This window comes from Streptomyces cyaneofuscatus, assembly GCF_042718795.1.
Lineage (GTDB): Bacteria > Actinomycetota > Actinomycetes > Streptomycetales > Streptomycetaceae > Streptomyces > Streptomyces cyaneofuscatus_A.
This window is the reverse complement of the sequence record NZ_JBHXOX010000026.1, coordinates 89,395-108,720: the sequence shown is the minus strand read 5'-3', so window position 1 is coordinate 108,720 and position 19,326 is coordinate 89,395. Positions and strand designations below refer to the sequence as shown.

The window sequence follows — 19,326 nt, the reverse complement described above, 5'->3', positions numbered from 1 at the left end:
GAAAACGAAGTGTGTGGTTCCGGGCCGCGGCAGCGCCTGGGCGCGACAGGACAGGTGTCAGCGCCACCGCGGCCCGGAGATCAGGGGGCCCGTCATCCGGGCCGTGGCCCCGTACGAGGCCGGGGGCTCCTTGCGGGGCCGGGGGAGGGGTCAGACCTGGGAGCCGGAGAGCCGCTCGACCGAGCGCAGCAGCGCCGAGTGGTCCAGGCCGCCGTCGCCCTGGGCGCGCAGCGAGGCGACCAGCTGGGCGACCACACCGCCGACCGGCAGAGCGGCGCCGACGTTGCGGGCGGCGTCGGTCACGATGCCCATGTCCTTGTGGTGCAGGTCGATCCGGAAGCCGGGGGCGAAGTCCCGCTTCAGGAAGTTGTCCTTCTTGCGGGTCAGCACGGTCGAGCCGGCCAGACCGCCGCCCAGGACGTCCAGTGCGGCCGCCAGGTCCACCCCGGACTTCTCCAGGAAGACCACGGCCTCGGCGCACGCCTGGATGTTGACCGCGACGATGAGCTGGTTGGCCGCCTTCACCGTCTGGCCGGAGCCATGCGGGCCGCAGAGCACGATGGTCTTGCCGAGCGCCTCCAGGAGCGGCTTCGCGGCGTCGAAGTCCGCCTGCTCACCGCCGACCATGATGGAGAGCACCGCCTCGATGGCGCCGGCCTCGCCACCGGAGACCGGCGCGTCCAGGACCCGGATGCCCTTCTCGGCCGCGTTCTTCGCGAGGTCCACCGAGGTCTGCGGGGTGATGGAGGACATGTCCACCAGCAGCGCGCCGCGCTTCGCGTTCTCCAGGATGCCCTCGGGGCCGTAGGCGATGGCCTCGACCTGCGGGGACGCGGGCACCATCGTGATGACGACATCCGCGTCCTTGACCGCGTCCGCGATCGAGGACGCGCCGGTGCCGCCGGCCGCGACCAGCCGGTCGATCTTGTCCTGCTCCAGGGTGTACCCGGTGACGGCGTAACCGGCCTTGATCAGGTTCTCCGACATGGGGGAGCCCATGATGCCGAGACCGATCCAGGCGACCTTGGGGAGGTTGTTGCTCATGAGGGTGCCTTCCTGAAAAACGTGTGTACGTGAGGGGGTTGGGCTCACCCCGTGGTGGGCCTGGCCGATCAGCCGGCCGCTCGGGCCGACGCCGGGAGCCAGTCGAAGGCCTCCGCGCTCGGCCGGTCGCCCGGCTTGTACTCCAGGCCGACCCAGCCCGCGTAACCCGCGTCCTTCAGCTCGTCGAGGAGCCGCTCCAGCGGGAGGGTGCCGGTGCCCGGCGCGCCACGGCCCGGGTTGTCGGCGATCTGGACGTGGCCGGTCTTCGCGGCGTACGCCTTGATGACCTGGCTCAGGTCCTCGCCGTTCATCGACAGGTGGTACAGGTCGAGCAGGAACTTGGCGTTCCCGAGGCCCGTCGCCGCGTTGACCTTGTCGACGACCTCGATCGCGGCCGGTGCGCTGACCAGCGGGTAGAGCGGCGACTCCGGCTGGTTGAGGGTCTCGACCAGGAGGATCGCCCCGACGCGGTCCGCCGCGCGGGCGGCCAGCACCAGGTTCTCCAGGGCGAGCGCGTCCTGCACCTGCGGGTCCACGCCCTCGACGCGGTTGCCGTACAGCGCGTTGAGCGCCGTGCAGCCCACCGAGGCGGCGAAGTCGGCCGCCACCTCGATGTTCTCCCGGAAGCGGTCCGACTCCGAGCCGGGCACGGAGAGCGCGCCGCGGTCGGGGCCGGGGAGCTGTCCGGCGTAGAAGTTCAGCCCCACCAACTGGGTGCCGGCGTCGTCGAGCGCCTTCTTGAGGGCGTCGAGCTCAGCCCGGATGGGGGTCGGGGTCTCGATCCAGGGCCACCACAGCTCGACCGCCGTGAAGCCCGCCGCGGCGGCTGCCGCGGGACGCTCCAGGAGCGGGAGTTCCGTGAAGAGGATCGAAAGGTTCACATCGAAGCGCTGGTCCGGGTATCCCATGAGGATGTCGGCGCTCCTTCCGTATTGCGGAAGTTAGTTTCTGCTTAACGGAAGATTGCCTGGGGGGTGGCGGGGCTGTCAAGGGGGTACGGCGAAATTCGCCCCGGTCGGCGGCGTACGGAATCGGTGGCGGAGGCGCCTTCGAACCCCTTCGGACCCCTCCCGGCAACCCCTCCCGGGCATACGAAAGCGGGGCGGGGGCCGCCATCGACCCCCGCCCCGCCCGTCTCTCACGCCGTACGTACCGCTCCCGGCCGGGAGCGGCCTAGCTGCCCGGAACCGTGTCCTCGAAGGTCTTCCCCGCACTGCGGTACGACCCGACCATCGCGTTCACCTGGGCCGGGGTGAGCACCTGGTCCTTCACATGCAGGACGTAGTCCACCTGCTGGTCGTAGGAGCGCGGCGTGGTGCTCGGCTGCCCCTGGAGGTCGATCAGCCACTGGTTGAAGTTGATCGACATCGGCCGCTCCGGCAGGAAGGCCGCGCCGTGCGTCCCGAAGTGCTGGCCGTCGACGTAGTACGTGATCTGGTTGTTGTCGATGGTCAGCACCAGGTCGTGCCAGCCCGCGTACGACTGCCGGACCTCGCTGTGCGCGTTGACCGCCTCCCACGGGTCGGGCCGGTAGGTCTCCCACGAGGTGGCGTACAGGATGTTGGCCGGCTCGCCCCACCCGCCGTTGGGGAGGTACTCGAAGTCGTACTCCGCGTAGTCGTCCGCCATCGGCGCCTTGAGGTCGTTGATCGTGAAGAACGTCTGCACGATCCGGTCGCCGTCAGGCCCCGAGCGCGGCGCGTCGCTGAACTTCACCCGGGACGCGTACGTCCCGTTCTTGAACTTCATCGACTTCGTCAGGATCTCGGTGTGCTTGGTCGAGGCGCCCGTACCGGCCGTCGAGGTCTCCAGGTTCATCACCGAGTTCCCGCTCTGCGAGGCGAAGGTGACGTTCTCGGCCGCCCAGGTCGCGCCCGGCACGCCCGGACCGCCGGAGTTGGACCGTACGGACCAGCCGTTCGCGCCGATCTTCGGGTCCGTGTGCGAGCTGTAGTTGAAGTCGTCGAACAGCCGCGCCCCGTCACCAGGGGGGTCGGTCGGCGGGTCGGTCGGGTCCGGCGGGTCGGTGGGCCCGTTGCCGGCGGGCGCCTGGCCCCAGACGAGTGAGCCGTTCACCTGGGCCGTCACCTTGGACCAGTCGCCGTACGTGGTCCGGTCCGGGCCGAAGGAGTAGTCGTCGGACTGGATCAGCCGGGCCCAGGACGCCTGGTGGAAGCGGAGCTGCATGTCCCCGGTGTCCGCCCCCGGGGCCAGCGAGCCCGCACCCGGGGTGAAGCCGATCTCCAGGTAACGGTCCGCGGTGGCCGTCGGGTTGGCGAGCGTCCCGAAGGTGCCGGTGATGTTCGCGCACCCCTTCACCGCCCAGGAACAGGCGAACCGGTAGGCGGCGGAGGCCGAGTCGGCCTTGAAGTAGTACCGCACCTTGACACTGCTCAGCGGTACGGAGGTGGAGCCGGCGTTCCGCACCTTCAGCCACGGCTCGCTCTGGTCGGCGCTCGCGCCGGACGCGCTCGTCCGGTACTGGACGACGATCCCGTCCGCCGCGGCGCTCGCCGAGGACGGCAGCGCGGCGAGCCCGGTGGCGGCCAGGGCCACGGCGGCGGCCGAGGCGGCGGCGGTGCGCAGCCTGGACCTGCTGCCGCGCGGATTGCTGCGTGATGTGTTCACGGGTGTGTTCCTCTCCGGAACGGTGGTGGGGGAGTGATTACGAGTGGGGTCGCGCTGTTCCTGGAGACGGGGACGCGTACGTGGCCGCCGCGAGCGACCGTGCGTCCAGGGGGCGGTAGGGGACGTCCAAGGCGTCCAGCCGGGCGGTGTGGTGGCGCAGCCGCTCGACGAACCCCGGCCAGTCGCCGCGCCCGCCGGACCAGGAACGGTCGGCCAGCGCGCAGAGCCGCGGGTAGCTGAGGTACTCGATCTCCTCGGGCGTGCGGACGTACTCGGTCCACAGCTGGGCCTGCGTCCCGAGCACCCGGTCCCGCTCCTCCCGCGACCACTCCGCGGGGGCGGGCTCGTAGTCGTGGACCGTGCGGAGAGTGACGGGATCTCCCGGCTGGGCCACGGGCTCGAAGGAGTCTTCGGACTGGACGTAGTCGAGGTAGGTCGTCCGGTGGTAGGCGGCGACCACCCGGTGCCCGCGCCGTGCGGCGGCCCGGGCGTGTGAGGCGTCGCGCCAGGCCATCACCGTGAAGTCCAGGGGGAGTTCGGTTCCGGACACCGCCCAGCCGACCGGCGTCCGCCCGTGCTCCACGAGGAACGCGCCGATCCGGCCCATGAACCAGCCGTGCAGCGCCGCCGGGTCCGCCAGCCCCTCGGCCGCCGCCCGCTCCCGGGCGGCCGGGCTGCTCTCCCATTCGGAGGTCGGGCACTCCTCGCCGCCGATGTGGATGTACGGGGACGGGAAGACGTCCATGACCTCCTCCAGCACCGCCCGGCAGAAGGTGAACACCTCCTCGTGCACTCCGAGGATCGTCTCGCAGACGCCCCAGCGGTCCCACACCTCCAGCCGGCGCTCCGGATGGTTGCCCAGCTCCGGATAGGCCGCGAGTGCCGCTCGCACATGGCCGGGCATCTCGATCTCCGGCACGACGGTGATGCCGCGCTCCGCCGCGTACCGCACGAGTCGGCGCAACTCGGCCTTGGTGTAGGCCCCTTCGTGCGGCGTCGCGTCGAACTGTGTCCTGCCCGGACCGTCGGGCCCTCGCTGCGACCGGGCCCGCCGGGCCCCGACCGTCGTCAGCCTGGGGTAGGCGTCGACCGGCATCCGCCAGCCCTGGTCGTCGGTCAGGTGGAGGTGCAGGACGTTCAGCTTGTGCAGCGCCAGCAGGTCCACGTACCGGAGCAGATAGTCCATCGGCCGGAAGTGCCGTGCCACGTCCAGCAGCGAACCGCGCCACGGCAGCTCCGGTATGTCGGTGATCTCGACGCACGGCAGCTCCCAGGAGCCGGAGCCCCGTGCCCCACCGGACAGGGCCTCGGCGGGCAGGAGTTGGCGTACCGTCTGGACGCCTCGGAGCAGCCCGGTCGGGTGGGCGGCGCGCAGCAGGAGCGCCTGCGGGCCGACGGTCAGGCCGTACCCCTCCTCGCCGAGGCCGCCGAGCTGCTCGTCCAGCGCGAGGACGATCCGCCCCTCCGTCGACGGGGCGAGCGGCAGCCCGGCGGCCGGGCCGACCAGAGAGCGCAGCAGGTCGGCCGCCGGTTCGGCGCCCGGGAGGGCACGGACGGTGGTGTCACGGTCGAGGACCAGCCGGCCGCCCAGCGGGGAGACCTTGGTGGGCCGGGGGAGGAGGGCGAGGTCGGGGCGCGATGCGGGCACGGGGTCTCCGGGTTCGGTTCGCGGGCGTACGAGGACGGCGTACGGGGACAGGGGTACGCGGCGGCGTACGGGGACGGGTGTGCGGGGACGGGTGTGCGCGGACGGGTGTACGCGGACGGGCGCCGGTGGCCCCGGCCTCTCAGCCCTTGACGGCACCGGCGGCGAAGCCGGAGGTGACATGGCGCTGGAGCAGTAGGAAGATCACCAGGGCGGGCAGCGCGAAGAGCGTCGAGGCGGCCATCGTGGCGCCCCAGTCGGTGCCGAAGGTGTTCTGGAAGGAGGACAGCCAGACCGGCAGGGTCCGGTTGTCCTGCTGCTTGATGATCAGGAAGTTGGCGTAGGCGAACTCGTTCCAGGCCGTGATGAAGCCGAACAGTGAGGTCGCCATCAGCCCCGGCGCCAGCAGCGGCATCGCCACCCGCCAGAACGCCATGGTCCGCGTGCAGCCGTCGACCTGGGCCGCCTCCTCCAGCTCCGGCGGGATCGTCCCGATGAAGCCGCGCAGCACCACGATGGTGAACGGCAGCGTGATCATGAAGTAGATCAGCGTGAGCGTCGGCAGCCGGTCCAGCATGCCGGTGTCCCGGGAGATGATGTAGACCGGGATGATCAGCGACTCCCAGGGCGCCATCTGCGCGATGAAGACCATCAGCATGAACTGCCGCCGGCCCTTCCACCTCATCCGCGCCACGGCGAACGCCGCGCCCAGCGCCACCAGCAGCGCGAGGAGCACCGCGCCCAGCGTGACGAGGATGCTGTTGCGCCAGAACAGTGCGAACCCGTCGGCGTCCACGGCCCGTTGGAAGTGGGTGAGCGTCCAGGTGTGCGGGAAGAGCTGCGGGTCGGCGGACTGGATGTCCTTGGACGGCTTGAAGGCCGTGGAGATCATCCAGTACACGGGGAAGAGGCAGACCACGACGGTCACGGCGGCGGCGATGTTCAGCGGCAGGCGCCGCAGCCGGGGGCGTACGGTACGGGCGTTCATCGGGTCTCGTCCTCCTGGCGGAACATCTGGCGGAAGTAGAGGACGAGCACCCCGGACATCAGGACCACGGTGATCACCGAGGCGGCCGAGCCCAGGTCGTACCGCTGGCTGGAGAGGGCGCTCTGCACCGCGTAGACCGGCAGGATCGTGGTGGCGTCGCCCGGCCCGCCCCGGGTCATCACCCAGATCTGGACGAACGTCTTGAACGTCCAGATCACCTCCAGCGAGAAGACCAGCAGGAAGATCGGCCGGAGCATCGGGAGGGTGACCGAGCGGAAGATCCGCCCCGCCCCCGCCCCGTCCAGCCGCGCCGACTCGTACAGCTCCAGCGGCACGGTGGTCAGGGCGGAGTACAGGGTGATCGCGGCGAACGGCACCGACTGCCAGACGATCAGCGTCACCAGGATGGCGAAGGCCGCCGTCCCGCCTGCGAACCACGGGTAGCGCTCGAAGGAGTCGAGGCCGATCGAGGTCAGCGCCCAGTTGACGATGCCGAACTCCGAGTGGAACAGCCACTGGAACACCGTGGTCGCCGCCACCACCGGCATCGCCCACGCCAGCACCAGCGAGCAGAGCACCACGGTCCGCCCGACCCGCCGCAGCCGCTCCACCATCAGGGCGACCAGCGTGGCGATCACCATGATCAGGACGACGTTGATCGCCATGAACAGGAAGGTGCGGCGGACCACCTCCCAGAACCGCGGGTCCGCCAGCAGCGTGCGGTAGTTCCGCAGCCCGACGAACTCGGCGTTCCCGCTGATCAGTTGGCGGAGCCGGAAGTCCTGGAAGGAGATCAGGACGGCCCGCACCAGTGGGTAGACCAGCAGATAGAGCATGCCGCCGACGGCGGGGGCGATGAGTGCGTACGGCCAGAGGCCGTGCGCCCGGCCCGCCGGCTTCCTGGGTGCGGCGGGGCGCGGGGCCGGTCGCTGCCGGGGTGTGCGGGGTGCTGAGGTCGGTTCGACGGCGACCGGCACGGCACGCCTCCTTCCGGTGGCTGGTGGTCGGGTGGGTCCGGGGTCAGGAACCGGCGTTCATGGCCCGGGTGATGTCCTGCGAGGCCTTCGCCGCCTCCTTGGCCGGATCACCTCCGGTGAGCACGGCCGTCATGTAGTCCTTGATCGGGTTCTCCGCCTCGACCGCCGCCCACCCCGGGGTGTTGGGCGTGGCATGGCCCTCGGCGGCGCCGACCGCCATCGCGGCGGCTCCCGGGTCACCGGCCACGGCGGAGGCGAGCGAAGTGCGGTTGGGTACGTAGCTCATGGCGACGGCGAGCTTCTTCTGCCACGCGTCGCCGGTGAGCTCCTTGATGAAGGTGACCGCCTCCTCGGGATGGGCCGCGGCGGCCGGCACGACGAGGTCGGAGCCGCCGGTGAAGACGGAACCGGGCGTGTCCGCGGTCTTGCCCGGGATGGGGAAGAAGGCGAGCTTGCCCTTGAGTTCGGGGTTCTTCTCCACGATCACGTTGGCCCCGCCCGGGGTGGAGATGAGCTGTGCCACCTTCCCCTGCGCCATCAGCTCGGCCTGCGGCGGGTCGTCCTCGTCGGAGTCCTTGGGCCCCTTGCCGAGCGCCTGGAGCTTCTCGTAGAACGCCATCCCGCGCAGCGCCTCGGGGGTGTCCAGCGCGCCGGACCACTTCCCCCCGGACTCGGTGGCGAGGTCGCCGCCCTCGTCCCAGATGAAGCCGGCGAGCGCGTACCACATCTGGCCGGGCAGGTAGATGCCCTGCGTACCGCCCTTGTCGAGCTGGGTGGTGGCATCGATCCACCGGTCGCGGGTCTTGATCTCCTTCGCGTCGATGCCGGCCTTCTCGAAGAGGTCGGTGCGGTAGATGACCACCCGGTTGGCCGCGTAGTACGGGATGCCGTACTGCTTCCCCTCGTACGCCCCCGGCTCCGCGAGACCGCTCAGCCAGTCCGCGCCGTTCAGCTCGTCCTTGCGGTCGCTGAGGTCGAGCAGCCCGCCGCTCTCGGCGAACTGCGCCACCTGCGTGTTGCCCGCCTCGATGACGTCCGGGGCGTCGTTGCTGGCCAGGGCGGCGGTGATCTTCTGGCCGATGCCGTCCCACTCCTGGATCTGGATCTTCACGTCGATCTTCGGGTGGCGCTTCTCGAAGTCCGCCGTGAACTCCTTCTGGAACGTGTCCGAGACGCTGTCGCGCATCAGCCACACGTCCACCGTCGTCCGTCCGTCCCCGCTCGCGGAGTCGGACGGGGAACTACAGGCACTGAGCGCGGCGGCCAGGACGAGCACGGACCCACCGGCAAGCAAGCGGTACTTCACGGTTCACCTCGGAAAAGCAGAACTGAGTCCGGCCCGATTCCGGCCCGGCCACCTGACCACCTGACCAGTGAAGTCCACTGGACAGCTCACCTCTCGATGGGGGTTGAAGGTGGCATAGACCAATGAGGCCGTCAACCCCCTGCGTACAAAGGCGATTTGGTGATCTGTGCGTAACACGTGCACCCTGGCCGTCCGAGGTAAGCGCTACACTTCGCCTGACCAGCAGGCCAGTTGGGTACATGGCCCGGTCAACTGGTAAGAGATGCATACCCGTCGGGAAGGAGATCGCATGGACGCGGATGTGCCGGGAACGGTGCTCAAACGGGAGCGGACGCGCGATGCCGTACTGGAGCTGATCGAGTCGCGCAGTCCCGGCGACGCGATCCCCTCGGAGCGGGCCCTGTGCTCCCTGCTCGGCGTGTCGCGGCCCACCGTGCGCGCCGCCGTGGACGAGCTGGTCGCCGCCGGGCTCCTGGTGCGGGAGCACGGCCGGGGCATGTTCGTCGCGCCCGCCAAGATCACCCAGGAGCTGGTGGCGGGGGACCGGTCGCTGACCGTGCCGCAGGCGGCGGGCGCCTGGTCGAGCCGGCTGCTGGAGTTCACCACCCTCCAGGCGGGGGCCCGGGTCGGCCGCAAACTGCGGATGTCACCTGCCGCCGAGATCGTCTACGTGGCCCGGCTGCGGCTGGTCGACGGGGCGCCGATGGCCATCGAGCACCTGCACATCCGGGCCGAGCTGGTGCCGGGGCTCAGCGCGCAGGAGCTGGAGAGCGGCGACCTGTACGAGCACCTGCGCGCCACGCACGGCGTGCACGTCCACGAGGCGGTCCAGGCGATCGAGCCCACCGTCGTCACCCGCGCCGAGGCGAAGCTGCTCGACGTGCCCGAGCTCTCCCCGGCCCTGCTCTTCGAGCGGCTGACCTCCGACGGGTCCGGCCACCCGGTGGAGTACGTCCACTCGCTCTACCGGGGCGACCGCTACCGCATCGTCTCCCGCCTCGCCCTCGGCCCGGCCGCCGAGGTCGGCCCGGACCGGGAGGGCCACCACCCGGGCATCCCGCCGGGCGACTTCGCGCACGGCGACGCGATCACGTCGTCGACCAGGGGGGACATCCAGGCGGGGGCCTGAGCCGCCGCCCCGACGGGCGTTGCGCAAGATGCAACTCCGGTTGCGCCTCTTGCCGTTCGGGGCCCGGCGGGCCAGGGTGGCGGCACATCCGAAGCAGCCGAACTCCCCCCACGAGGTGTCTCGTATGAACGCCGTACCCAGCCCTGCCCTGGGGCGTTTGAGCCGTCGGAGCCTGCTGGCGGTCGCCCTGGTGGCGGCTCCCGCCGCATGGGCCGCCCCCGCATTCGCCGCCCCCACCGCCACCCGCCCCCTCCTGCTCGGCACCTACACCTCCGCCGAGGGCGGCGGCACCGGCATCGGTACCGCCACCTACGACACCGCCACCGGAGCGATGACTCCCGGCCCCGTGATCCCCGGCGTCGAGAATCCCTCCTACCTGGCCCTCCACCCCTCCGGCGCCACGCTCTACGCCGTCGCCGAACAGGACGCGGGCGCCGTCACCGCCGTGGCGCTCGCGCCGGACGGGACGTACGACGTGCTCGGCACCCGCCCCACCGGCGGCTCCGGCCCCACCCACCTCTCCGTCCACCCGACCGGGCGCTGGCTGCTCAGCGCGAACTACACCTCCGGCAGCGTCGCCGTACACCCCATCGCGCCGGACGGATCGCTCGGCGAGCGCACCGACCTGGTCACCCACAGCTCCCCGCCGCCCGGCCCCGGCCGGAGCGGCCCGCACGCCCACCAGATCGTCACGGCCCCCGACGGCGGCCACGTCCTCGCCGTCGACCTCGGCACCGACACGGTGTACACGTACCGCCTCGACACCTCCGCCGGAACACTCACCGAGGTCTCGCGGGCCGCCCTGGCCCCCGGCTCCGGCCCCCGCCACCTCACCTTCCACCCCGGCGGGCGCTCCGCCTACCTGGCCTGCGAGCTGGACAACACCACGGTCGTCTGCGCGTACGACCCCGAATCCGGCACCCTCACCCCGGGCGCCGGGCAGTCCACCGGCTCGGAGACCGGCTACCCCGCCCAGCTCGTCGTCACCGGCGACGGCTCGTACGCGTACCTCGCCAACCGGGGCCCCGACACTCTCACCAGGTACGCCGTGGAGGACGGCGGCGCGACCCTGAGCCTCCTCGGCACCGTGCCCACCGGCGGAGTCTGGCCGCGCCAGCTCGCCCTCTCCCCGGACGGCTCGCTGCTCTTCGCCGCCCACCAGCGCTCCTCCACCGTCACCGCCTTCCGGATCGGCCCCGACGGCTCCCTGACCCCGGCGGGCGACCCGCTCCCGGCACCGGTCGCGGTCTGTGTCCTGCCGTTGCCGTGACGCCGTCCTGCCGCTGCTGTGACGCCGTCCTGCCGTTGCCGTGACGCCCGGAGCGTGGCCGGTTCCAGCGGTTACAGTCGTGGCCGAGCCGCGCGCCCGCACCCGCGGCGAGGACATCAGGGAGGCACAGTGCGCTTGAGGGTGGAATTCACCACCGAGCCGTTCGATCTCGACGAGGCGCCCGCTCACGCGGTGGTGGCCCGTGAGGTCATCCAGAGCGCCGAACTCGACGCCGTGGACGTCGGGCCGTTCGGCAACACGGCGGAAGGGGGCGCGGACGAGGTGCTCACCGCCGTGGATTCCCTCCTGCGCCGGACCCTGGCCTCGGGTGCCACCCGGGTCTCGCTCCAGGTCAACGTGATCGGGGAGGAGGGCCGGTGACCGAATCCGCCGATCACGTTCCGGTCACCGTCGACCACCCCTTCGTATCGGCCGTCAAGCCGCTCGTCGACGCGATGGGCGCCGAGCTGCTCGGTCCCGAGCAGGCCCAGCCGGACGACGTGGTGCTCGCGTGGGAGGGCCAGGACGTCATAGCCGTACGGCTGCCCCAGCTCTCCGACTCGCTGGACCACATCCTCGCCGCGATGGAGCGACGGCACGGGATGCCGCTCGCCGACCTGGACCGTAAGGCCAAGCAGTCCGTCGTCCGGACCCTGGAGGCACGCGGTGCCTTCTCCGTACGACACGGGGTGGAGACCGTGGCCGGCGCCCTGGGCGTATCCCGGTTCACCGTGTACAACTACCTGAACCGGGAACATTCGGCCAAGGGTGAGTAGTTGGCCGAACCCGCCGAACGCACAGGAAAGCCGCTGTCCGCATGCCGGGACGGCGGCTTTCTCCGTTCGCGAGATTTCAACAAAGTGTTGACGTCGTGTTGCGGAGGGCGTTAGCTATCCGCAGCCCGAACAACGCACAGCGAAAAACAGCCACGGAGGCTCCCGTGACTTCGAGCTCCACACCGGGCCTCACCCGGTTCAACACCCTGGCGGACGGCGAGGCCACCCCCGCACTGCACGAGGTCTGTGCCAGTGCGGCCTGGGGAGAGACCGTTCTCGCCGGCCGTCCGTACGCCACCGAGGAAGCCCTGCTCTCCGCGAGCGACGCCGCCATGGCCGAGCTGACCGCGGAGGACCTGGCCGAGGCGATGGCGGGCCACCCGCCGATCGGGCGTCCGATCCCCGGCGACCCGACCTCCTCCCGCGAGCAGCGGGGGATGGCCGGCGCGTCCGAGGAGCTCAAGACCGAGATGCTCGAACTGAACCTGGCCTACCAGGAGCGGTTCGGACATGTCTTCCTGATCTGTGCCACCGGCGCCACCGGTGAGCAGATGCGCGACGCGGTGAAGTCCCGGACCGGGAACTCGCCCGAGCAGGAGCGGGAGATCGTGCGCACCGAACTGGGCAAGATCAACCGCATCCGGCTGACCCGTCTCGTGACGGAGACCCTCGCAGAGGAAGCTCCCGCACAGGACTCTTGAGATCAAGGAGAGTGACGGTCTTGAGTACCGACACGACCGCATCGGTGTCCACGCACATCCTGGACACCAGCATCGGCCGCCCCGCCGCGTCCGTCGCCGTCTCGCTCGCCGCCCGCAGCGGCAGCGGCTCGCCGTACGTGACGCTCGGAGCCTCCGCGACCGATGCGGACGGGCGCTGCAAGGACCTGCCGGCGCTGCCGGAGGGAACCACCCACGTGCGTCTCGACTTCGACACCGAGACGTACTTTTCCAAGAAGCAAGCCGAGGCGCAGCAGGACGCCCCCCGCGTAAGGGACAGCGGCGCGTTCTTCCCGGAAGTGACGATCGCCTTCGCGGTCGTGCCGGGCGAGCACTATCACGTACCGCTGCTGCTCAACCCGTTCGGCTACTCCGTTTACCGAGGGAGCTAGCACCGACATGCCCACGATTCTCGGCCAGAACCAGTACGGCAAAGCAGAGAACCGCGTCGTAAAGATCACGCGGGACGGCGACACCCACCACATCAAGGACCTGAACGTCTCGGTCGCCCTCTCCGGCGACATGGACGACGTGCACTACTCCGGCTCCAACGCCAACGTCCTGCCGACCGACACCACCAAGAACACGGTGTTCGCGTTCGCCAAGGAGCACGGGATCGAGTCCGCCGAGCAGTTCGGCATCCACCTCGCCCGCCACTTCGTCTCCTCGCAGGAGCCGATCCACCGGGCCCGGATCCGGATCGAGGAGTACGCCTGGGAGCGCATCGCGACCTCCGACGGCAACTCCAAGTTCATCGGCGCCGACGAGGTCAGGCACTCCTTCGCCCGCAAGGGCATGGAGACCCGCGTCTCCCAGATCACCTACGACGGTGAGAACTGGGAGGTCATCTCGGGCCTCAAGGACCTCACCGTGATGAACTCGACCAACTCCGAGTTCTGGGGCTACGTCAAGGACAAGTACACGACGCTGAAGGAGGCGTACGACCGCATCCTGGCGACCGACGTCTCCGCGCGCTGGCGGTACAACTGGACCAGCGACGAGCAGCGCATGCCGAACTGGGAGAAGTCCTACGAGCAGGCGCGCAAGCACATGCTCCAGGCCTTCGCCGAGACCTACTCCCTCTCGCTCCAGCAGACCCTGTACCAGATGGGTTCGCGGATCATCAACAGCCGCAGCGAGATCGACGAGATCCGCTTCTCGCTGCCGAACAACCACCACTTCCTGGTGGACCTCGAACCGTTCGGCCTCAAGAACGACAACGAGGTCTACTTCGCGGCGGACCGTCCCTACGGTCTGATCGAGGCCACCGTGCTCCGGGACGGCGTCGAGCCGAAGATCCCGGTCGACATGACCAACCTCTGACGCGGCACTGAACCGGTCTCCGCCCGCCCGCAGTCGGGCGGGGGCCGGTCATCCCGGAGGAAACACCCATGGCACAGCCTGCAACGGGGTCGGCCGAAGGCCCGAAACCCCTGATCGGCACGGCAGTTCACCCGTGCGACGAGAAGCTCCCTCCCGCCCGGCTCGTTCCCGCCGCGCTCCAGCACATCGCCGCCATGTACGCGGGCGTCGTCACCCCTCCGCTGATCATCGGCCAGGCCGTCGGCCTGGACACCGCCGGCATGACCCGGCTCATCGCCGCGAGCCTCCTGATCGCCGGACTCGCCACCATCGTGCAGACGATCGGCATCGGCACGTTCGCCGGCAACCGGCTGCCGTTCGTCAACGCGGCCTCCTCCGCCGGTATCGCGCCGATGCTCGCCATCGCCGAGACCAGCGCGCCCGGACACCAACTCCCCGCGATCTACGGGGCAGTGCTCGTCGCCGGAGTCTTCTGCCTGACGGTCGGGCCGTTCTTCGGCAGACTGCTGCGCTTCTTCCCGCCGCTCGTCACCGGTGTGGTCATCACCCTCATCGGCGTCACCCTCATGCCCGTGCCGGTCGCCTGGGCGCAGGGCGGCGACGCCACCGCCGCCGACTTCGGCGCGATGAAGTACCTGGCGCTGGCCGCCTTCACCCTCGTCGTCATCCTGCTCATCCAGCGCTTCGGCCGCGGCTTCCTCAAGCAAGTGGCCCTGCTGGTCGGCATGTTCGTCGGCACGCTGGCCGCGATCCCGTTCGGGCTCGCCGACTTCTCCGCCCTGAAGTCCGCGCCGCTCGCCGCCCTGCCGACCCCCTTCGCCTTCGGCGCACCGGAGTTCCACCCCGCCGCGATCCTCTCCCTCTGCATCGTCATGCTCGTCCTGATGACCGAGTCCTCGGCCGGCATGCTGGCCCTGGGCGAGATCTGCGACCGCCGCACCGACGGCCGTACGATCACCCGAGGTCTCCGTACGGACGGCATCGCCACCCTCGTCGGCCCGGTCTTCGGGGCCTTCCCCACCAGTGCCTTCGCGCAGAACGTCGGCGTCGTCTCGCTGACCCGGGTGCGCAGCCGGTACGTCGTCGCGGCGGCGGGCGGCGCCCTGCTGGTCCTCGGCGCCTTCCCGGTGCTCGGCGCGGTCGTCTCGCTCGTCCCGATGCCCGTCCTCGGCGGCGCCGGCATCGTCCTCTTCGGCTCCATCGCGGTGAGCGGCATCCGTACGCTCTCCGAGGCCGGACTGGACGACAGCTCCAACATCATCCTGGTGGCGGTGGCGCTCGGCGCGGGCATCATCCCGCTCGCCGCGCCCACCTTCTACGCCGGATTCCCGGCCTGGGCGCAGACCGTCCTCGGCTCCGGGATCAGTGCGGGAGCACTGGTCGCGGTCGTGCTCAACCTGTTCTTCCACCATCTCGGCACCCACAGCCGCACCGCTGTGGCACTCAAATCCTCCTAGGGTCCTGCCGTGCCCACCTCGCCACAGAGAGAAGAAGGAAGCGCCATGGCAGCTTCGGCAGACCCTCAGCGCATCGTCATCGAGAACTGTTCGATCGCCACCGTCGACGCCCGCGACACGGAGTACGCCTCCGGGTACATCGTCGTGGTGGACAACCGCATCGAGTCCGTCGGCGCCGGCAAGGCGCCCGAGGGGCTCACGGGAGTCGTCCGGCGCATCGACGCCACCGGGCACCTCGCCACCCCCGGCCTGGTCAACACCCACCACCACTTCTACCAGTGGATCACCCGCGGCCTGGCCACCGACCACAACCTCTTCAACTGGCTGGTCGCCCTCTACCCGACCTGGGCGCGCATCGACGAGCCGATGGCCCGCGCCGCCGCGCAGGGCTCACTCGCCATGATGGCCCGGGGCGGCGTCACCACCGCCATGGACCACCACTACGTCTTCCCGAAGGGCTCCGGCGACCTGTCCGGCGCCATCATCGGGGCCGCCCGTGAGATGGGCGTACGGTTCACCCTCGCCCGGGGCTCCATGGACCGCAGCGAGAAGGACGGCGGGCTGCCGCCGGACTTCGCCGTCGAGACCCTGGAGGGCGCGCTCGCCGCCACCGAGGCCACCATCGACGCCCACCACGACGCCTCCTTCGACGCGATGACCCAGGTCGCCGTCGCCCCCTGCTCGCCGTTCTCGGTCTCCACCGAACTGATGCGCCAGGGCGCCGAGCTGGCCCGCCGCAAGAACGTGCGGCTGCACACGCACGGCTCGGAGACCGTCGAGGAGGAGCAGTTCTGCAAGGAGCTGTTCGGGATGGGCCCGACCGACTACTTCGAGTCGACCGGCTGGCTCGGCAGCGACGTGTGGATGGCGCACTGCGTCCACATGAACGACTCCGACATCGCCGCCTTCGCCCGTACGGGAACCGGCGTCGCCCACTGCCCGTCCTCCAACGCCCGCCTCGCCGCCGGGATCGCCCGGGTCCCCGACATGCTCGCCGCCGGCGTACCCGTCGGCCTCGGCGTGGACGGCACCGCCTCCAACGAGTCCGGCGAACTCCACACCGAGCTGCGCAACGCGCTCCTCATCAACCGCCTCGGCGCCCACCGCGAGGCCGCCCTCAACGCCCGCCAGGCCCTGCGCCTCGGGACCTTCGGCGGAGCCCAGGTACTGGGCCGCGCCGACCAGATCGGCTCCCTGGAGGCCGGCAAGCTCGCCGACCTCGTCCTCTGGAAGCTCGACACCCTGGCCCACTCCTCGATCGCCGACCCGGTGACCGCGCTCATCTTCGGCGCGGCCGCCCCGGTGACCCTCTCCCTCGTCGACGGCAAGCCGGTCGTCGAGGGCAACCACCTCACCACGGTGGACGAGGACGCCATCGCCCGCTCCACCCGCGACGAGGCCCGCCGCCTCGCGCAGATCGCCGCCGGAGCCTGACCCCGGCGGCACCCCCGAACCGCCGGACAGTCACCGACTTCCGCGGTATCCCCGACCGGCCGGTCGAGGGGGACGGCCCGAGACCGGCCGCCGTGGACCCGAGCGGGGTCCACGGCAGCCGGTCCGGCGGACGCGCACCCGATGGTGCGCCCCGCCGGACCGGTGATCAACGCTGCCCGCACGCAACGCTCCGTACCCCCCTCTGCACGACCTGCACCACCTGAGAGAGCCGCACGCACTGCCGCACCACTCGACGCACCACCTCCCTGAACCCCACGTCGCCGACGACGTGTAACCGACCGGAGGAACCGCCGTGGCCGCTGAGCCCAGGTTTCGCAAAGACGCAGATGCCGCCGCCCCCGACGTGACGGACGCTGCCGTCACGGAAACAGCAGAAGGAAACGCAGCGAACGGCCGGAAACATCCGGTCGACGAGACCCTCCCCCCGCTGAAGATGTTCACCAGCGGCCTACAGCACGTGGCCGCCATGTACGCCGGGGTGGTGGCACCACCCCTGATCGTGGGGCCGGCCGTCGGCCTCACCGCCAAGGAGACCGCCTTCCTGATGGGGGCGAGCCTCTTCACCGCGGGCATCGCCACCCTGCTCCAGACCATCGGCTTCTGGAAGGTCGGCGCCCGACTGCCCTTCGTCAACGGCGTCTCGTTCGCCGGTGTGGCCCCGATGATCGCGATAGGCAAGGACCGGGGGCACGACGGAATCGCCGTGATCTTCGGCGCGATCATCGTCGCGAGCGTGCTGGGCTTTCTCCTGGCTCCGTACTTCTGCAAACTGGTCCGCTTCTTCCCACCGGTCGTCACCGGCACCGTCATCACCCTGATCGGTGTCTCGCTCCTGCCGGTCGCCTTCAACTGGTCCCAGGGCGGCAACGCGACGGCGGACGACTACGGTTCGATGACCAACATCACCATGGCCGCCGTGACCCTGGTGATCGTGCTCGCCCTGCGCAAGCTGCTGCGGGGCTTCCTCCAGCAGATCGCGATCCTGCTCGGCCTGGTCATCGGCACCCTGATCGCCATCCCGGCCGGTATCACCGACTTCAGCGCCATCAAGAACGCCGACGTGGTCGGCTTCCCGACGCCGTTCGCCTTCGGCGGCCCGCAGTTCGAGATCGCCGCCATCGTCTCCATGTGCATCGTGATGCTGGTCTGCATGACCGAGTCCACGGCGGACATGCTGGCCCTCGGAAAGATCGTCGGCAGGCCGGCGGACGAGAAGATCATCGAGGGCGGTCTGCGCGCCGACACCCTGGGCAGCGCCATCAGCCCGATCTTCAACGGCTTCATGTGCAGCGCCTTCGCCCAGAACGTCGGCCTGGTCGCCATGACGAAGATCCGCAGCCGCTTCGTCGTCGCGGCGGGCGGCGGCATCCTCATCGTGCTCGGCCTGGTCCCCGTCGCGGCCTCCGTCATCGCCCTCGTACCGCTGCCGGTGCTCGGCGGCGCGGGCATCGTCCTCTTCGGTACGGTCGCGGCCAGCGGCATCCAGACCCTGGCCACCGCCGCCATGGAGAAGGGCGAGAACGCGCTGATCGTGGCGGCGGCCCTCGGTATCGGGCTGATCCCGATCGCGGCGCCGCAGTTCTACCACGCCTTCCCGGAGAGCCTGCTCGTCGTCCTGGACTCGGGTATCTCGACCGGCTGTGTGGTGGCCATCGTGCTGAACCTCGCCTTCAACCACTTCGGCCGCAAGCCTGACGGGGTGGACGAGGAGGCCGAGAACGGCGAGCACGTGGTCCCGGCGGCCGCCGGGGTGGGCGTCCACTGACGCATCCGCCGTACGCAGCCCGGTGAAGCCCCGTGCGCCCGCACGGGGCTTCGGCCGTCTGTGGCGGGGCCGGGACAGGGGGCGGGACCAGGGCCGTGGCGCGGACGGCCGCCCGGCGGCTGTAGCGTCAGGGGTATGGAAGATCAGTCAGTGGTGGATGTCGGCGATGTGCGTCTCGCGTACCGGACCTGGGGCGATCCGTTCGGCTCGCCCGTCGTGCTGCTGCACGGACTCGGCGGTTCCGCCGCGGACTGGGAGGCGGCCGGCCCCCTGCTGGGCCAGGAGTGGCGGGTCTTCGCCCTGGACCTGCGCGGCCACGGCGAGAGCGACTGGCCCGACGAGTACGACCTGGAGCTGATGGCCGAGGACGTCGTCGGCTTCCTCGACGAGCTGGAGCTGGACCGGGTCGGCCTGGCCGGCCACGGCATGGGCGGCGCGGTCGCCCGACTGGTGGCCCACGAGCACTCCGACCGGGTGGAGCGGCTGGTGCTGATCGAGACCCCGGCCCCGTTCCCCGGCGACCCGGGCCCGGCCGGGCGGCCCGAGGGACCGGTGGACTACGACGAGAACGCGGTGCCCGCCGTACGGGACCAGCTCGCCGACCCCGGACCGGAAGCGCCCGAGGGGCTCGGCGAGATCGTCGCCCCCACGCTGATCATCACCGGCGGCCCGGAGAGCCGGATGCCGCAGGAGCGCCAGGCCGACATGGCCTCCCTGATCCCGGACTGCCGGCTGATCACGGTCCCGGGCGGCCACCGCATGCACGAGACCCGGGCCGACCAGGTGGCCGCGCACATCACGGAGTTCTTCACCAGCTGAGGGGCGCCCCCGGTCGCGCGCGGCG

The 19,326-nt window shown here is 70.7% G+C and carries 18 protein-coding genes; 11 read left to right on the top strand and 7 right to left on the bottom strand.

Going from position 1 to position 19,326, the window contains the following annotated elements; translation table 11 throughout:
• Nucleotides 1-150 precede the first annotated feature (150 nt).
• The 7 genes from ACFWRT_RS27670 to ACFWRT_RS27640 all read right to left on the bottom strand — a co-directional run bounded on the left by ACFWRT_RS27670 (nucleotide 151) and on the right by ACFWRT_RS27640 (nucleotide 8,588).
• Entirely contained in the window at nucleotides 151-1,044 is an 894-nt protein-coding gene (locus tag ACFWRT_RS27670; RefSeq protein ID WP_380952403.1) for a 2-hydroxy-3-oxopropionate reductase, read from the bottom strand.
• A 68-nt stretch (nucleotides 1,045-1,112) separates the two neighbouring features.
• On the bottom strand, nucleotides 1,113-1,952 hold the full coding sequence (locus tag ACFWRT_RS27665; protein ID WP_380952404.1) for a TIM barrel protein: 840 nt from the start codon (nucleotides 1,950-1,952) through the stop codon (nucleotides 1,113-1,115).
• Nucleotides 1,953-2,217: 265 nt separating this feature from the next.
• Nucleotides 2,218-3,672, bottom strand: a complete 1,455-nt coding sequence (locus ACFWRT_RS27660; RefSeq protein ID WP_380952405.1) for a cellulose binding domain-containing protein — start codon at nucleotides 3,670-3,672, stop codon at nucleotides 2,218-2,220.
• A gap of 37 nt (nucleotides 3,673-3,709) precedes the next feature.
• Nucleotides 3,710-5,320, bottom strand: coding sequence for a beta-N-acetylhexosaminidase (locus tag ACFWRT_RS27655; RefSeq protein WP_380952406.1), 1,611 nt, complete (start codon nucleotides 5,318-5,320; stop codon nucleotides 3,710-3,712).
• A 139-nt stretch (nucleotides 5,321-5,459) separates the two neighbouring features.
• A complete protein-coding gene (locus tag ACFWRT_RS27650; protein WP_380952407.1) occupies nucleotides 5,460-6,305 on the bottom strand; it encodes a carbohydrate ABC transporter permease in 846 nt (281 codons plus the stop codon).
• Complete coding sequence (locus tag ACFWRT_RS27645) at nucleotides 6,302-7,282, bottom strand: carbohydrate ABC transporter permease (protein ID WP_380952408.1); 981 nt, start codon at nucleotides 7,280-7,282, stop codon at nucleotides 6,302-6,304. The genes ACFWRT_RS27650 and ACFWRT_RS27645 overlap by 4 nt, the downstream gene beginning before the upstream one ends.
• 43 nt (nucleotides 7,283-7,325) lie before the next feature.
• On the bottom strand, nucleotides 7,326-8,588 hold the full coding sequence (locus ACFWRT_RS27640; RefSeq protein WP_380952409.1) for an extracellular solute-binding protein: 1,263 nt from the start codon (nucleotides 8,586-8,588) through the stop codon (nucleotides 7,326-7,328).
• A gap of 289 nt (nucleotides 8,589-8,877) precedes the next feature.
• On the opposite strand from ACFWRT_RS27640, the gene ACFWRT_RS27635 reads away from it, so the two are divergent.
• The 11 genes from ACFWRT_RS27635 to ACFWRT_RS27585 all read left to right on the top strand — a co-directional run bounded on the left by ACFWRT_RS27635 (nucleotide 8,878) and on the right by ACFWRT_RS27585 (nucleotide 19,301).
• Nucleotides 8,878-9,717: a GntR family transcriptional regulator gene (locus tag ACFWRT_RS27635; RefSeq protein WP_380952410.1), complete on the top strand. Its 840-nt coding sequence runs from the start codon at nucleotides 8,878-8,880 to the stop codon at nucleotides 9,715-9,717.
• Nucleotides 9,718-9,841: 124 nt separating this feature from the next.
• Nucleotides 9,842-10,987, top strand: coding sequence for a lactonase family protein (locus ACFWRT_RS27630; protein ID WP_380952411.1), 1,146 nt, complete (start codon nucleotides 9,842-9,844; stop codon nucleotides 10,985-10,987).
• Between the two features lie 129 nt (nucleotides 10,988-11,116).
• Complete coding sequence (locus tag ACFWRT_RS27625) at nucleotides 11,117-11,368, top strand: YkoF family thiamine-binding protein (protein WP_355870731.1); 252 nt, start codon at nucleotides 11,117-11,119, stop codon at nucleotides 11,366-11,368.
• Nucleotides 11,365-11,763: a helix-turn-helix domain-containing protein gene (locus tag ACFWRT_RS27620; RefSeq protein ID WP_356749416.1), complete on the top strand. Its 399-nt coding sequence runs from the start codon at nucleotides 11,365-11,367 to the stop codon at nucleotides 11,761-11,763. The genes ACFWRT_RS27625 and ACFWRT_RS27620 overlap by 4 nt, the downstream gene beginning before the upstream one ends.
• 164 nt (nucleotides 11,764-11,927) lie before the next feature.
• Nucleotides 11,928-12,464: a 2-oxo-4-hydroxy-4-carboxy-5-ureidoimidazoline decarboxylase gene (gene uraD, locus ACFWRT_RS27615; RefSeq protein WP_380952412.1), complete on the top strand. Its 537-nt coding sequence runs from the start codon at nucleotides 11,928-11,930 to the stop codon at nucleotides 12,462-12,464.
• A gap of 20 nt (nucleotides 12,465-12,484) precedes the next feature.
• Entirely contained in the window at nucleotides 12,485-12,874 is a 390-nt protein-coding gene (uraH, locus tag ACFWRT_RS27610; protein ID WP_109980177.1) for a hydroxyisourate hydrolase, read from the top strand.
• Nucleotides 12,875-12,881: 7 nt separating this feature from the next.
• Nucleotides 12,882-13,805, top strand: coding sequence for a factor-independent urate hydroxylase (pucL, locus tag ACFWRT_RS27605; protein ID WP_161265174.1), 924 nt, complete (start codon nucleotides 12,882-12,884; stop codon nucleotides 13,803-13,805).
• Nucleotides 13,806-13,873: 68 nt separating this feature from the next.
• On the top strand, nucleotides 13,874-15,262 hold the full coding sequence (locus ACFWRT_RS27600) for a nucleobase:cation symporter-2 family protein (protein WP_380952413.1): 1,389 nt from the start codon (nucleotides 13,874-13,876) through the stop codon (nucleotides 15,260-15,262).
• A gap of 45 nt (nucleotides 15,263-15,307) precedes the next feature.
• Nucleotides 15,308-16,696: an 8-oxoguanine deaminase gene (locus tag ACFWRT_RS27595; protein WP_380952414.1), complete on the top strand. Its 1,389-nt coding sequence runs from the start codon at nucleotides 15,308-15,310 to the stop codon at nucleotides 16,694-16,696.
• Between the two features lie 313 nt (nucleotides 16,697-17,009).
• Entirely contained in the window at nucleotides 17,010-18,482 is a 1,473-nt protein-coding gene (locus ACFWRT_RS27590; RefSeq protein ID WP_380952936.1) for a nucleobase:cation symporter-2 family protein, read from the top strand.
• Between the two features lie 135 nt (nucleotides 18,483-18,617).
• Nucleotides 18,618-19,301, top strand: a complete 684-nt coding sequence (locus ACFWRT_RS27585; protein ID WP_380952935.1) for an alpha/beta fold hydrolase — start codon at nucleotides 18,618-18,620, stop codon at nucleotides 19,299-19,301.
• Nucleotides 19,302-19,326 lie beyond the last annotated feature (25 nt).